Annotated in this window: 10 protein-coding genes; 5 read left to right on the forward strand and 5 right to left on the reverse strand. The window is 59.1% G+C overall.

Annotation, left to right across the window (positions count from 1 at the left end):
• Window positions 1–174 precede the first annotated feature (174 nt).
• From AAEZ10_RS13620 to AAEZ10_RS13635, 4 genes are read left to right on the forward strand one after another with little or no spacing between them, the layout of a single operon-like run.
• Complete coding sequence (locus AAEZ10_RS13620; RefSeq protein WP_016771275.1) at window positions 175–1152, forward strand: Bug family tripartite tricarboxylate transporter substrate binding protein; 978 nt, start codon at window positions 175–177, stop codon at window positions 1150–1152.
• A 55-nt stretch (window positions 1153–1207) separates the two neighbouring features.
• Entirely contained in the window at window positions 1208–1666 is a 459-nt protein-coding gene (locus AAEZ10_RS13625; protein ID WP_016771276.1) for a tripartite tricarboxylate transporter TctB family protein, read from the forward strand.
• 1 nt (window position 1667) lies between these two features.
• On the forward strand, window positions 1668–3182 hold the full coding sequence (locus AAEZ10_RS13630) for a tripartite tricarboxylate transporter permease (protein WP_016771277.1): 1515 nt from the start codon (window positions 1668–1670) through the stop codon (window positions 3180–3182).
• Complete coding sequence (locus AAEZ10_RS13635; protein WP_122611725.1) at window positions 3175–4212, forward strand: AbrB family transcriptional regulator; 1038 nt, start codon at window positions 3175–3177, stop codon at window positions 4210–4212. Before AAEZ10_RS13630 ends, AAEZ10_RS13635 begins: the two co-directional genes overlap by 8 nt.
• Window positions 4213–4324: 112 nt before the next feature.
• On the opposite strand, the gene ung is transcribed toward AAEZ10_RS13635, so the two are convergent.
• The gene (gene ung, locus AAEZ10_RS13640) at window positions 4325–5020 is read right to left on the reverse strand and encodes a uracil-DNA glycosylase (RefSeq protein WP_073473079.1); all 696 of its coding nucleotides are present in this window, start codon (window positions 5018–5020) and stop codon (window positions 4325–4327) included.
• Between the two features lie 132 nt (window positions 5021–5152).
• Between ung and dspII the strand changes: the two genes are divergently transcribed.
• A complete protein-coding gene (gene dspII / locus AAEZ10_RS13645) occupies window positions 5153–6265 on the forward strand; it encodes an enoyl-CoA hydratase/isomerase DspII (RefSeq protein WP_350569574.1) in 1113 nt (370 codons plus the stop codon).
• A 64-nt stretch (window positions 6266–6329) separates the two neighbouring features.
• Here dspII and AAEZ10_RS13650 read toward each other — a convergent pair whose 3' ends face one another.
• The 4 genes from AAEZ10_RS13650 to AAEZ10_RS13665 all read right to left on the reverse strand — a co-directional run bounded on the left by AAEZ10_RS13650 (window position 6330) and on the right by AAEZ10_RS13665 (window position 14565).
• Window positions 6330–11861: a calcium-binding protein gene (locus AAEZ10_RS13650; RefSeq protein ID WP_350569576.1), complete on the reverse strand. Its 5532-nt coding sequence runs from the start codon at window positions 11859–11861 to the stop codon at window positions 6330–6332.
• A gap of 2 nt (window positions 11862–11863) precedes the next feature.
• On the reverse strand, window positions 11864–12718 hold the full coding sequence (locus AAEZ10_RS13655; RefSeq protein WP_350569578.1) for a hypothetical protein: 855 nt from the start codon (window positions 12716–12718) through the stop codon (window positions 11864–11866).
• On the reverse strand, window positions 12719–14023 hold the full coding sequence (locus AAEZ10_RS13660; protein WP_350569579.1) for a glycosyltransferase family 4 protein: 1305 nt from the start codon (window positions 14021–14023) through the stop codon (window positions 12719–12721).
• A gap of 137 nt (window positions 14024–14160) precedes the next feature.
• Window positions 14161–14565 carry a hypothetical protein gene (locus AAEZ10_RS13665; RefSeq protein ID WP_016771286.1) on the reverse strand — a complete coding sequence of 135 codons (405 nt, stop codon included), beginning with the start codon at window positions 14563–14565 and terminating at the stop codon, window positions 14161–14163.
• Between the last annotated feature and the right edge of the window lie 171 nt (window positions 14566–14736).

The following is a 14736-nucleotide window of genomic DNA, read 5'->3' on the forward strand; positions in this document are numbered from 1 at the left end:
TCGCCTTGCTCGATTCCACCGTTACACCGTCGGCTTCTCGCCGCAGTCCTGTATCCCCTCCGTTGTTTCAGTCGTTGCGCGCGCGCCGCGAGAAAACTGCGCCTGCCGCTAGGTTTTCGCGTTGCCCTTTGGTCATTCGGTCCATCCATAACAACAACTCCTCTGGAGACTCAAATGAACGTATCACTGCGTAAAGTTGCTCTCGCCGCTGGCGCGATGCTGTTTGCCGGCCAACTCATGGCCGAGCCGAAACGTCCGGAATGCATCGCCCCCGCCTCCCCCGGCGGCGGTTTCGACCTGACCTGCAAACTGGTGCAGAGCGCATTGGTCAACCAGAAGTTGCTGAGCAAGCCGATGCGCGTCACCTACATGCCCGGCGGTGTCGGCGCGGTGGCGTACAACGCGGTGGTCGCGCAACGTCCGGCGGATGCCGGCACGCTGGTGGCGTGGTCGAGCGGTTCGCTGCTGAACCTGGCCCAGGGCAAGTTCGGTCGCTTCGATGAAACCAACGTGCGCTGGCTCGCGGCCGTCGGCACCAGCTACGGCGCCATCGCAGTGAAAAGCGATTCGCCCTACAAGACCCTCGACGATCTCGTTCAGGCGTTGAAGAAAGATCCAGGGTCAGTGGTTATCGGCTCCGGCGGCACCGTCGGCAGCCAGGACTGGATGCAGACCGCACTGATCGCCAAGGCTGCCGGGATCAACCCGCGCGAACTGCGTTACGTGGCACTCGAAGGCGGTGGTGAAATCGCCACGGCCCTGCTCGGCGGCCACATCCAGGTCGGCAGTACCGACATCTCCGACTCCATGCCGCACATCCAGAGCGGCGACATGCGTCTGCTCGCGGTGTTCTCGGACAAGCGTCTCGACGAACCGGAAATGAAAGACATCCCGACCGCTCGCGAGCAAGGCTATGACATCGTCTGGCCGGTCGTGCGTGGCTTCTACCTCGGGCCAAAAGTCAGCGATGAAGACTACGCCTGGTGGAAAGACGCGTTCGACAAACTGCTGGCTTCCGACGAGTTCGCCAAGCTGCGCGATCAGCGTGAGCTGTTCCCGTTCGCCATGACCGGCCCGGAACTGGACACCTACGTGAAGAAGCAGGTCGCCGACTACAAAGTGCTGGCCAAAGAGTTCGGCCTGATCCAGTGATCGTCTCTGTCTAGTGGCTGCGTCTCCTACGCGGGGACGCAGCACAGGAGCTCCCATGCTTATTCAACGCATTTTCGCCTCGGTGTTACTGCTGGTGTGTGCCGGCCTGGCACTGATGGCGTGGCCGTACCAAGCGGCTTTTTCCTATGAACCGGTCGGCCCGCGCGCCTTTCCGCTGCTGATGCTCGGCCTGATGGGGCTGGCGCTGCTGTACATGGTGTTTCGCCCGGCGCCGATCAAACACAACCCGGATGAGCCGCCGCTGGATCGCGAAACCCTGACCAAGATCGGTCTGTGCGTGGTGTTGTTGCTGGTGTTTGCCGGCACCTTCGAACCCCTTGGCTTCATCGTGGCCAGCATCATTACCGGCGTACCGATGGCCCGTCTCTATGGCGGCCGCTGGCTGCCGAGCGTGGTGATCATCAGCCTGATGGCGGTTGGTCTCTATCTGCTGTTCGATCGCTTGATGGATGTTCCGCTGCCCCTCGGCCTGCTCAGCGTCCTGGAGAACTGATATGGATACCCTTGGCTATTTGGGTCAGGGCTTCGGCGTCGCGCTGAGCCCGTACAACCTGGTGACCGCACTGTGCGGCACCCTGATCGGCACCGTCGTCGGCCTGCTGCCGGGCCTCGGTCCGATCAACGGCGTGGCGTTGCTGATTCCGATCGCGTTCGCACTCGGCCTGCCGCCGGAGTCGGCGCTGATCCTGCTCGCGGCGGTCTATCTGGGCTGCGAATACGGCGGCCGGATCAGCTCGATCCTGCTGAACATTCCGGGTGAAGCCTCCACCGTCATGACCACCCTCGACGGCTACCCGATGGCTCGTAAAGGTATGGCCGGTGTCGCGCTGTCACTGTCGGCGTGGAGTTCGTTCATCGGCGCGTTCATCGCGACCTGCGGCATGGTCCTGTTTGCGCCGCTGCTGGCGAAATGGGCGATTGCCTTCGGACCGGCGGAATACTTCGTGTTGATGGTGTTCGCGATTGTCTGTCTCGGCGGCATGGCCGGTGATCGACCGCTGAAGACATTTATTGCGGCGCTGATCGGTCTGTTCCTTTCCACCGTCGGCATCGACGCCAACAGTGGCGTGTACCGTTTCACCGGCGACAACATTCACCTGACCGACGGCATTCAGTTCGTTGTGCTGGTGCTGGGTCTGTTCTCGATCAGCGAAATCCTTCTGCTGCTGGAAAAAACCCACCACGGCCAGGAAGCGGTGAAAGCCACCGGCCGGATGATGTTCAACTTCAAGGAAGCGGCGTCGGTTTTCGTCGTCAACGTGCGCTGCGGCGTGCTCGGTTTCATCATGGGCGTGCTGCCCGGTGCCGGCGCAACGCTCGCCAGTGCCGTGGCCTACATGACCGAGAAGCGCATCGCCGGCACCAGCGGCAAATTCGGTGAAGGCGATCCCCGTGGTCTGGCCGCGCCGGAAACCGCTATCGGCGGCGCGGCGTGCGGCGCTCTCGTTCCGATGCTGACCCTCGGCGTTCCGGGTTCGGGCACCACGGCGGTGATGATCGGCGCGCTGTCGCTGTACAACATCACCCCGGGTCCACTGCTGTTCCAACAGCAACCGGACATCGTCTGGGGCCTGATCGCGTCGTTGTTCATCGCCAACGTGATGCTGGTGATCCTCAACATCCCGATGATCCGCGTATTCACCCGCATCCTCGCCGTGCCGAACTGGGCGTTGGTGCCGATCATCGCGATCATCACCGGGATCGGCGTTTACGCTGTGCACGCGACCACCTTCGATCTGTTCCTGATGATCGGTATCGGCATCTTCGGTTACATCCTGCGCAAGCTGGATTTCCCGCTGTCGCCACTGCTGCTGGGCTTCATCCTCGGTGGCCTGATGGAGCAGAACCTGCGTCGCGCCCTGTCGATCTCCAATGGCGCGCTGGAGATTCTCTGGTCGAGTCCGATCACCTTCGGTTGCTGGATCCTCACCGCGATCATGCTGCTGATGCCGCTGATCCGCATCTGGCGCAAGCGTTCGGCGGCACGGCGCGTCATTGCCGATGTTTGATCGCTTGTCCCTGAAAGCCTGGTGGGGCACCCCGCTGGTCGGTCTGCTTGGCGGTTTCATCGCCAGCCAGATCGGCTGGCCGCTTCCGTGGATGGTCGGCTCGTTGCTGGCGATCATCCTGGTGCGCTGCCTGACGCCGTGGCAACTGGCGGAAATTCCTGGCGGGCGCAAGTGCGGCCAGTGGATCGTCGGCATCGGTATCGGCCTGCACTTCACCCCGCTGGTGATGGAACAGGTGCTCAGCCATTTCGGTTTGATTTTCTTCGGTGCGCTGGTCACGAGCCTGTCGGCGGTGGTCGGCGTATGGCTGATGCGCCGCACCGGCGAGGATCGCGCCACGGCGTTTTTCTCAAGCATGCCCGGTGGTTCCGGGGAGATGGTCAACCTCGGCGCGCGTAACGGTGCACTGCTCAGCCATGTCGCGGCCGGGCAGAGTCTGCGGGTGTTGGTGGTGGTGTTGTGCGTGCCGGCGGCGTTCAAGTATCTGCTCGGTGACGGCACGCCGATTTCTCACGCCGGCAGTGTCGATTGGCGCTGGCTGGCGATTCTGTTTCCGGCGGGCGCCCTGCTCGCCTGGCTCTGGCAGCGTCTGCGCCAACCCAATCCATGGCTGTTCGGGCCGTTGCTGGTCAGTGCGGCGGTGAGCATTACGTGGGATCTGCACATCGGATTGCCCAATGGTGGCAGTCAGATCGGTCAATGGCTGATCGGCAGCGGTCTGGGCTGTCACTTCAATCGGCAGTTCTTCCGCCGCGCGCCGTCGTTCATGGGCCGGACGTTGATCGGCACGGCGCTGACCATGTTGATCGCGTCGCTGGCGGCGCTGGGCTTGAGTGCATTGACCCATCTGGATCTGCGTTCACTGACCCTGGGCATGATGCCGGGGGGCATTGCCGAAATGAGTCTGACGGCGGAGACCCTGCAACTGTCGGTGCCGCTGGTGACGGCGATGCAGGTGATGCGGCTGTTGTTTGTGCTGTTTCTGGCGGAGCCGTTGTTCAAGTACTGGAATCGTATTCCAGAGTCCTGACTGACTGATCGTTCCCACGCTCTGCGTGGGAATGCCTCAATGGACGCTCCGCGTCCGCTTTGGGACGCAGAGCGTCCCGGGCTGCATTCCTTTGCTGCGCGTGGGAACGATCTCAGGCGAGAGGTGGCAAGCGCCAGTCGATCGGCGTTTCGCCATTCTGTTCGAGAAACTTGTTGGTCCGGCTGAAATGCCCACAGCCCAAAAACCCGCGATAGGCCGACAACGGCGACGGATGCACCGAGGTCAGCACCAGGTGCTTGGTCGCGTCGATCAGCTTCTGCTTGCTCTGCGCATGGGCGCCCCAGAGCATGAACACCAGATGCGGCTGCCGTTCGCTGACCACTTCAATGATGCGGTCGGTGAAGTGTTGCCAGCCCTTGTCCTTGTGCGCGTTGGCGTTGGCGCGCTCAACCGTCATGGTGGTGTTGAGCAGCAGCACGCCCTGTTCGGCCCAGCTCTGCAGGTAGCCGTGGTTGGGAATGTCGATATTGAGGTCGCGTTTCAACTCTTTATAGATGTTGACCAGCGACGGCGGTGCCGGCACGCCCGGTTGCACCGAGAAACACAGACCGTGGGCCTGGCCCGGGCCGTGGTAAGGGTCCTGGCCGAGAATCACCACTTTCACCTTGTCCAGGGGCGTTGAGTTCAGTGCGTTGAAAATCATCGGTCCCGGCGGATAGATCTCCTTGCCGGCGGCCCGCTCCTGCTGCAGAAAGCTGCGCAACTCTGCCATGTAAGGCTGGTCGAACTCAGCACGCAGTGCCTCCTTCCAGCTCGGTTCGAGTTTGATACGGTCGTCAGCAGTCATGGTCATTTCCGGCAAAAACAATGGGGCGAACCCTAGGAAAGCCGACCACGCTTGTCAATTGATCTGACGCAGATCCGGCACTTTCCCCCATAGCGATCATACTGATCGCTCAAATTCCCGATCGAGGTCACGATGAATCTGCACTTCGAAGAACTAACCGGCACCGACGGCGCCCGCATCGGCATCGCCAGCCTGGATGCCGAGAAATCGTTGAACGCGCTGTCCCTGCCGATGATCAACGCGCTCAGCGACAAATTGAACGCCTGGGCCAATGACCCGCAAATCGTCTGCGTGCTGCTGCGCGGCAACGGCGCCAAAGCCTTCTGCGCCGGCGGTGAGGTGCGCAGCCTGGTCGAAGCCTGCCGCGCTCACCCCGGCGAAGTGCCGCCGCTGGCCGCGCAATTTTTCAGCGCGGAATATCGCCTCGATTACAGCCTGCATACCTATCCGAAGCCGCTGATCTGCTGGGGTCACGGTTACGTGCTTGGCGGCGGCATGGGCCTGTTGCAGGGCGCGAGCACGCGGATCGTCACGCCGAGCAGCCGTCTGGCGATGCCGGAAATCACCATTGGACTGTATCCGGACGTCGGCGCCAGTTGGTTTCTCGCACGATTGCCGGGCAAGCTCGGCTTGTTTCTCGGTCTGACCGGCGCGCACATCAACGGCCGTGATGCGCTGGATCTGGATCTGGCCGACCGCTTCCTGCTCGACGAACAGCAACCGCAATTGATCGAAGGCTTGCTGCAATTGAACTGGCAGGAACAGACCGCCATGCAGCTCAACAGCCTGCTCAAGGCTCTGCAGCAGGAGGCACTTGAGCAAATGCCCGAAGCGCAGTGGCTGCCGCGTCGTCAGCAGATCGACGAACTGCTCGATGGCAGCGACGTTGCCTGTGCGTGGAAAGCCATCAGCCTGCACCGCGACAGCAGCGATCCGTTGATTGCCCGCGCGGCGAAAACCATGGCCGAGGGCTCGCCGCTGACCGCGCATCTGGTCTGGGAACAGATCAGCCGCGCGCGGCACATGTCGCTGGCCGAAGTATTCCAGATGGAATACACCCTGAGCCTCAATTGCTGCCGTCATCCGGAATTCAGCGAAGGCGTGCGCGCGCGTTTAATCGACAAGGATCAGAAGCCGCACTGGCACTGGCCGGACATCAATAACGTGCCGGATGCAGTGGTCGAGGCGCACTTTCACAAGGTTTGGGAGGGGCGGCATCCGTTAGCGGATCTGACCCAGTATTGAGGTGACGCGAGGCCCGCGATGGCGACTGGATTGCCATCGCGGGCCGGCTCAATCGGTCGTCTTGTCAGACATTCAGTTCGTAGAACTCAATGATTTCCTTCATTGCCCGCTGCGCTTCATCGTCGCCCTTTATCAAAATATCCTCGACATCCCTCAGTGGCGGAAGCGGGTGCAGACGTTCAGCAATTTGCCTTGCGCTGTAGTCTTGAGTCGCTGTTCCTTCGCTGACTCTTATGAAGCCAATAGCGCTTTCACCTGCGGCAAAATGACTGGAAACCCGGATTTTCGGCGCCATGCCGTAATCCACCACAATCACCAGATCATCGCGCTCACGATGAAACCTCAGGTTGTCGATCGTCAGCCTGCGTTCGGAAAAATCGATCCCGTCCTGTCCGCCTCCGTTGTTTATGATCACGTCTCTGCCGAGGCCATCGTATCGGTAGAGATCATTTCCAGCGCCGCCGGTTAGCGTGTCATTGCCCGGCCCACCCAGCAGCAGATCATCACCGGGGCTGCCGGTGAGCACGTCATCCCCTTGCATGCCTCGGATCTCTCCCGCGCCGCTTATGGTGTCGTTGCCGCGACCGCCCACGAGTGGCAGCGCTCGTCCGTCTCGCAGGGAGGTTGAACGGCTGGGATTGTTGACGATGACACCCGTATGAAAAGTCTCGGGCGCAGGGCCGAGCTGACTCGATTCCAGGAGCTGCTTCAAACTTGCGACCGACCCATCGGCGAACTTGACGAGCTCAATACCGGCCCCCTCAAGTTCACCGTTGTGGGGCAAGACGATGCGGACTTTTTGCGTCCCGCCCCATTGGATATCGAGTGTCGGATGAAGCATTTTCGCTCTCGGCGGGTTGCGGTAAGCCCCGCGACTCGGGTTGGGCTCCAGCTCGACATGGGTGGTCTCTATCAGCGCAGCACCCCAGCTCAATTGCAGTGCATCGCGCTGCGCGCCTGCGGGAAGAACGACCGTGTCCTGATCGATCAATCCGTACTCGTCTTTCCACCCCGCTACGCCAACTTCTGCTCGGTGGAAAACAGGGTTTGGCACATCCGCAATCGTGGTGGTCGCTGCGGCATGCGCTTGCACGATGTAGGTGTCGGCGCCGTCTTCGCCGTAGAGCCAGTCATCACCCGAGCCGCTGAGCAGATAGTCGGCGCCCTCGGAGCCGAGCAAGGTATCGTCACCTGCCCCGGCGGATAAAAACGCGCCCGGTGTTCGGTCGCCGACAGTGCCGTAGTCAAGTGGGGAGCCTGCATAAGCGACGATCAGATCGTCTCCCGCGCCGCCGTGGAAAACGTTTTCCACTTCGACGTTGACTCGCCCGCCGGCATCGTTGCCATGGACGATTTTGCGTTTGATCGTTTCAGTTGTGACATCCCAGCGAAACGCCTTGGGCACTGTTGCCCCCGAACCGAAGCTTGCCGCCGGATAGACGTACCAGCCTTCAAGCGCGCCGGATTCCTTTCGGTCTTCAACCAATACGTCGCCCGTATTGAAGGAAAACCCGTTGGCCGAGCCGGATCGATAATAGCGAGGCGCCTGAGCTGAGGAAGGCATTGCTCCCTCGGCTTTCACCTGCTTATTTTCGATACGGTTTGTGGTTGTCGACTGCCTTTCGCTGACCACGGCGTGCCCTGCATCAACCTTCATCCATGGCGGCGTTTCAGACAGTGTTCCCGCTTCGACGCTGCCATCGATCAGCTCGGTGTGAGTGGTGTAACCGGTGTCGCTGGTGGTGACATGACTGCGCACCCAGACGCCTTGCTCATTCAAGGTAAAACCTGTGGCGTGTCTGCGGGCAGAGCGTTTTGACTGGATTTGCGCGAGGAACTCATCGGTCCAGTTGACCGCTTGAACAGACGCCACCGGGCCTTGCGCCGCAGCGGTGACATCGTCTGGCTTAACCGGATCCGCAACTTTGCTTTCAGGGGTTGCCGGGGCGGTGACAGGTTCTGGTACGGGTGATTCGGCCGTCTCTATCGGTGGCAATGTTTTGCGCAGGACATCTGCGTAATCAAGTACCACGCCGTCGCTGAAATTGAATGTGGAATCCTTCCACCGCTCGTGATTCTTGATGAGTATCGCGTCGCCCGTGCCATTGGCCAGTCGCAACACCGTGCCGACGGTAGCGTCGATAACGTCGGCCTTCAGACTTTGCGCGCAAAACCCTGCACCGAACCTGATGATGTTGCGGCCGCCGGCATCGGTGACGATATCCAGGCCGTCGCCAGCGCCGAAATAGTAGATGTCGGCGCCATCCATGCCATCCAGCACGTCAGCACCGGGACCGCCATCAAACACGTTGTCACCGGAATCACCGCGAAGGTAGTCCGTCCCTTCCCCGCCCAGCAGGGTGTCGTTGCCACCACCTCCGAGCAGCGTGTCGTTACCTGAGCCACCGTGCAGATAATCGGCATTGTGCTCGGCCTCAGCGCTGTTTTCGTAATCGCCGGCAAGGATGTCGTCACCCGCGCCGCCGTACAGCGTGTCGGCACCGAAACCACCCTGTAACGTATCGTTTCCTTCGCCGCCCTGAAGCACGTCATTGTTGCTTCCGCCCGGTTGCAGGTCAGATACGTCGCCATCGAGAAAATCCGCCCCTGCGCCACCCGCCAGCGTATCTGCGCCGCCCATGCCGCGCAGGGTGTCATCCCCCGCGCCACCATCGAGAAAGTCGTTGCCGTGATAGCGAACCGGATGCTCAGAGTTATCGCCAATCAGATCGTCATGGCCTTCGCCGCCGAAGAGCAAATCATCGCCACCGCCGCCCCAGAGCGTGTCATCGCCGGAGCCACCGTCCAGCAGATCATCGCCAAAAAAATGCGCGGCATCGCCTTCGACGCCGTCCAGTACGCCGTCATCACCCTGCAAAATGTCGTTGCCAGGGCCGCCATACAAAGCGTCGCTGCCACCGTTACCGCCGAGTGAATCATCACCACTGCCGCCGTCCAGCACATCGTTGCCATGGTGTCTGCTGGGCAGGCCACCGCCCCAATCGAGGTTGTCACCAAGCATCACGTCGTTGCCGCTGCCACCGGCCAGGGTGTCGTTACCTTGATCGCCTTTGAGAAAATCGTCGTCAGCGCCGCCGTCAAGCAGGTCCTCACCCCAGCCGCCGTTGATAATGTCCTTGCCGCCCTGCCCATACAGCACGTCACTACCGCCCTCGGGCGCACTGTTTATCGAGGCCTTTGAATAGACCGCTCGGTGACTGGTCACACCGCGAGCAATCGTGACGGCAGCGCGCTTGACCGACCAACCTTGTTCCAGCGCGCCGGTGGTTTCGTCTCCGGATAACACATCGTCACCAGCACCGCCGATCAAGGTATCCCGGTCATTGCCACCGAGCAGAACGTCTCGCGATGCCGTACCGATAAGCAAATCGTCACCTTGTCCGCCGTCGAGCCAGTCTCCGCGATTTGCCTTGCCTTTGGCGTCACCGTCGGCCATGGCCTTTTCGATTGTCGTCTGCTTGTCGCCGAATAACCGATCGTCTCCAGCCTTGCCGAACAATCGATCAGAACCACCCAGGCCGAGAATGACGTCGTCTGCGGCGGAACCGTACAGTACGTCGGCCTTGTTGCGCTGTTTGACCTTGGGCAGCAGCACCACGTTGCCCAGCTCATCAAAGGAGGGCTGATCGCCGGGGGCAGTGGGATCGGCGTCTTTGGCTTTCCAGTCGCCCTGAAGCGTCAAATCCGCAGCAGTGAGCGGCTGCCCCTCATATTCAGGGAGGCGAATACCAAGCATCCCGGGCTGAAAGTTCTTGATGACCACCAGATCGCCCTCGCCATATTTGATGTTGAGGGTGTGTTCAACAAGCGTCAGGGTGATTGACCGATCCTCGGTAGACCAGATATTGCTCAGAGGCGCGCAGCATTTGAGTTGGGGAATCGGCGCGCCGTTGATCCACAGTTGCCCATCGGCGTTGGCATCAAGAATCTCGTCGATGCCATCGCCGCTGGCGAATTCATAACGGTCGTTGCCTTCGCCCCCAATCAAAGAATCGTTCCCCTTTCCTCCGAGCAGAACATCGTCACCGGCCATCCCGTACAACTCATCATTGCCGTCACCTCCGGTTAGCGAGTCGTTACCGCGACCACCTTCAATGACATCGTGACCGGCCATCCCATGGATCGAATCATTGCCCTCGCCGCCATACAGATGATCGGCATTGGCGCCACCAGCGAAAGATCGCCCGCCGTCATCACCGAACATGGCCAACGGGTTCAGCACTCCGGTGGTCATCGGCACCTGTTTGCCGGAGGCGAGATCGGAGTAGGAAAACTGCTGCAGCGAGTGTTCTCCAAACGAGCCTTGGGTTCGGGCAATCAAACGGGCGAGCATCTGCGCACGATCCGCCAGCCACTGCGCGGTGATAAAGCCTTCGCCAGTGTGCGGATCGTAAAGCTCGAGGTTGCGGTCGGGATAACCGTCGGCTCGTTCTATGACGACTTCACTGAGTTGCTGCAAAGAGTTGCGCAACGCCAGACCGCGCGGCGTCGCCTCGCCTGCCAGTTTCGCCCATGCATTGGCATTGCCGAACTCGCCTATTGTCCGGGTGACGATGTTTTGCGACTGCTCTGGGGAGAATGCCGAGAAGAAGGCGTAAGCGTTGCTGGAGAAGGTGTCGTTGGTGGTGGGTATGGCAGCAGAATCGCCGTCGTAAGTGCGCTTGAACATGTCGAGAAATTCGTTCTGGCCGTAGCGCAAGATCAGCTCGACCACGGCGGCAACAGGCGTGCCTTTGACTACATGCTGAATCAGCGGATTCACACTGCCACTGGCCAGCGCGATGTTGATTTGCTCGGGTACGACCGATAGCAGACTTTGCAGTGGATTGATGCCGAAATTGCTGATCGCCGCTTGCAGGCCGACGCTGTAGGCGTCGATGGCGAAGAGAATGTTTTTATAGTCGTCGAGCCGGTTGGGCTTTGCCTGAGTGGGTGGGCCGCCATCTTCCGCATCCGGGTCGCCCGCAGAGATCAGTCTCCACGTTTCATAGGGAGGTTTACCGCCCAACAGGCTGAATCCGACCGTTCCAGACCAACCGGAGTTACGTTTCACGGCGGTGTCGTCCTCCCCGCAAACCTCCTTGAACAGGGCCTCGCCAATCGCGCTGGCGTCGATTTCTGCGATCTGGCTGATTGACGGAACAGTCCAGGGTGCCAGTTGACCGGCAAGGGATCCGTTGATCAGGGTATTGATGAAGTTGACGGCAACCTGGTTGGATGAAAGCTGCATCAGGTCTTCACTGAAAATTGTATTCAGTCTGAGTTCACCCTGGCGGGAGGTGTAACCACGAATCAGGGCAGAGTAGGCACCGTTTCCACCGTTGGCATCAATGGCCACGGCAAGCCAGAGTCTGGCGCTTTTCAGCACCTCTCCAGCCTCTTTGTCGACAGCTACAACGTCAGAAACTTTCTCACCAATAATGTCGAATAGCTTTTGGTACAGGGGTGCGCAGCTTGCCCCTGCTAATTTCAGTGCATCGTACTGAAGTTGTTTTGAGCGCAGCCTCATTCCTTTGCAAATATTTGCTGCGTTGAAAATCTCTGATTTTTCCATATCGCTGAATACATAACTCATTGTTACTTCCTTGTAATAACAGAGCGTGAAAGATAGTCACTGAGATATTTGAGCATCTCAGGTGCTTCGCGTAATGACGCTAATCCGAGACCTACGCTACCGTGCCCCCCGGAAAAGTCGAAGTTATCCAGATTGATATTGCAGAAGAAATTCAGTTTGCCGAAATCAAGATTTTCCAATTCAGCTCTGCTGAACCTTGCCAGTTTCTCGTCAGTCAGTTTTTCCTCCGCCGCCGGGCGAATCAAGCCGTCACAGTTGATCAACCGAGGGGTTCCATCTCGCCGCGGCCAGCCAGTAATGACAAACGTTCTAACCGAGTCTTCATTCTTGAAATGCGGCGGAGGTGCATCCAGCCAAATCTCCAGCCCCGGATAATTCTTTAGTTTCACAATCAACTCATCCGGCCAGTTGACGTGTCGATAACCCCGCTCATGGGGCTCGGTAGTTTCCTTTCTGGTAAAAAGCCCGGCGTTCAATTTATAGAGCCGCCAGCTTTCGGGGATCGGTTCCAGGCGCTGATTCTGGTACCGGTGCAGCCCCGTCCCGGTCCACCAGAAAAGCCCCTTCAGAGCAATCGCCAGACACGCTTTCTTGTTCACCATCTCAGGCATGCCAACGTAAAACTCAGGGACTAGCGTCTTATCTATATAGGCGCCGCCTAATATCGGCACTTGCTTCATGCTCGCCAGCTTGTTTTGGCAAGCTTTCTCGTTTGCCTGGTGAATAGCCGCCGACTCGGCAGATTGTTCTTTGCGAATATAAAATTCCGCTACGCAATAACAGACATAAAAGAACAATCCATACTTCAATAACCTTTTAAACCACTTGATCGTCTGCTTACGCGACTTCCTGGACATTCAAACCTCCCGCTCAAACTGCGGAACGGTTGGTACGTCGTTATGCCCGGATATCGCGCTTGCAAAAACCTCAAAATATTGGCTCACGCCCGATTCCACACTGAACCGACCTGCCGTCAACTTCGCGGCGCTGGCAAGACCATCGTACTCACCTGCCGACTTCAAAACCTTGCTTACACTTCTGGCAATTCCTTGATGGTCGAAGAAATCCACCAACATGCCATTAGCCCCATCGACAATGACTTCCCTTACCGGAGCCGTATCCGACGCAACAACCACACAACCAGACGCCATCGCCTCCAGTAACGACCACGACAAGACAAACGGATACGTCAAATAAACATGGACTTTGGAACATGCGAGAACCGCGCGGTAAGTCTGGTAAGGAAGTTTCCCTGTGAAATGCACTCTGGAGTGATCGAAACTGACCTCCGCCTCCATCCTGCTGCGCCAATCCGGGTACCCGACCGGCTTACTCCCATAACTGACACCATCACCGCCAACCACGATGATCTGCACATCGGGGCACTCAGCCTGAACAAGCGGGATCGCTCGCATGAAACTGTGAAAGCCGCGATAAGGCTCAAGGTTTCTGGCGACATAGGTAACGATCGGCTGTCCGGCTCTCAGTTCGACCCCATTAGGCAATCTGACTGCCCCGACCTTGGCCAGGTCAGAAGTTTGAACTACACCCTCGTGAATGACCCGAATAGCCGACCGGTAAGCGGCCGGAAACAGGCTGCGCTGCCATTGGGTAGGCGCGATTGCGATATCACATTGTTCAAGATTCAACAGATGCAGCGAGTTGAGCACTCGCAGCCGTGACGACTCTCTTGCGGCTCGCCGGAATTCGGGGTCGAACCCGCAATCGGCGCCCTGCGCTCGATAGTAATACTCGCAATAGTGAATCAGCGGCGTATCGGCATAGACATCCTTGGCAAACAGCGTCTCTCCCCATCCGGGATGAGCAAGGATGACATCTGGCTGATAACCCGAACGTTTCAGCCTGCCCAGGATTTCAAAAACCTTGTGCCCGTCAATCACTGCTTGTTCGTAGCGGATCAGATAGGGGTGAATATTGCCGGGCGCTCGGCTGGTCGCTCGATATCGATGGATTTGCACACCGGCGACGCCCGGTGCCGTGTCCCGGCCTATCGCCACAACCTCATCACCGCGCTCCAGCGCTGCCAGCACCACATGACGGAACTGACCGGGAAAATTTTGATGAATAACCAGTAGCTTCATAGCGCTGAACGTCCATTTTTCGCCGCTATCGAGCTGAGGATTGCTCGCCTCGTTCGGCATCCATGAACGCTAACAAACACCATGAAATGAAACTGTAGGACGCTTCCGGGATTGCCTTGGGAGATGGCCCACGGAAGGACTTTTCGACGGGCAAAAAAAAGCGGCGCATCGTGCGCCGCTTTTTTATTTGCGGTCAGTTACCAGCGGTTGCCACGGCCATTGTAGTCACGACGACCGCTGTGGCGATCGTAGTTGCCGCGACCGCGGTGGTCATTGTCCCAACCGCCGCGACGGTGGCCGTCCCAGCGTCCGCGATCATTGCCGTGCCAGCGACGGCTTTCGTAATGACGCGGGGCCGGTTGATAGTGCCGAGGCGCCTGGTAATAACGCGGTTGCTGGTAGTACCGCGGCGCTGGCTGGTAGTAGCGCGGCTGAGTGTAATAAGTGCCGCCGCTGCGGTAATAGGAGCCGCCACCGCTGTAATAGGCCGGTGCGGGTGATGTGTAGACCTCTGACCTGTAATAGCTGTCTCCATAGGAATAAGGAACGCATCCGCCAAGGGAAAAAAGCATCACGGCAAGCAGTACGATTCGGCGATACATGGCGGCCTCCTGGACCGCGGGTTGGCCACACCAGCGACGCTGGCAGGCGACCGTCAGCAATTGCGTGACTGTCGAAGAATCAGACAGCGGTTTCGGAATCTGGTGCGTTTCTGCAACAAGTTGAAACAAGTGATCATGAAATCTTGTTAATCCGCAAATCAACCCCCCGTG

Source organism: Pseudomonas sp. H26/SER47-MNA-CIBAN-0231 (assembly GCF_040310465.1).
In the GTDB taxonomy this organism is placed as follows: domain Bacteria; phylum Pseudomonadota; class Gammaproteobacteria; order Pseudomonadales; family Pseudomonadaceae; genus Aquipseudomonas; species Aquipseudomonas atacamensis.

Excerpts from the sequence above, each read along its gene's own strand:
- AAEZ10_RS13620 (WP_016771275.1), top strand. The coding sequence starts at position 175 with ATGAACGTATCACTGCGTAAAGTTGCTCTCGCCGCTGGCGCGATGCTG.
- AAEZ10_RS13630 (WP_016771277.1), top strand. The coding sequence starts at position 1,668 with ATGGATACCCTTGGCTATTTGGGTCAGGGCTTCGGCGTCGCGCTGAGC.
- ung (WP_073473079.1), bottom strand. The coding sequence starts at position 5,020 with ATGACTGCTGACGACCGTATCAAACTCGAACCGAGCTGGAAGGAGGCA.
- AAEZ10_RS13660 (WP_350569579.1), bottom strand. The coding sequence starts at position 14,023 with ATGCCGAACGAGGCGAGCAATCCTCAGCTCGATAGCGGCGAAAAATGG.
- dspII (WP_350569574.1), top strand. The coding sequence starts at position 5,153 with ATGAATCTGCACTTCGAAGAACTAACCGGCACCGACGGCGCCCGCATC.
- AAEZ10_RS13665 (WP_016771286.1), bottom strand. The coding sequence starts at position 14,565 with ATGTATCGCCGAATCGTACTGCTTGCCGTGATGCTTTTTTCCCTTGGC.
- AAEZ10_RS13655 (WP_350569578.1), bottom strand. The coding sequence starts at position 12,718 with ATGTCCAGGAAGTCGCGTAAGCAGACGATCAAGTGGTTTAAAAGGTTA.
- AAEZ10_RS13650 (WP_350569576.1), bottom strand. The coding sequence starts at position 11,861 with ATGAGTTATGTATTCAGCGATATGGAAAAATCAGAGATTTTCAACGCA.
- AAEZ10_RS13635 (WP_122611725.1), top strand. The coding sequence starts at position 3,175 with ATGTTTGATCGCTTGTCCCTGAAAGCCTGGTGGGGCACCCCGCTGGTC.
- AAEZ10_RS13625 (WP_016771276.1), top strand. The coding sequence starts at position 1,208 with ATGCTTATTCAACGCATTTTCGCCTCGGTGTTACTGCTGGTGTGTGCC.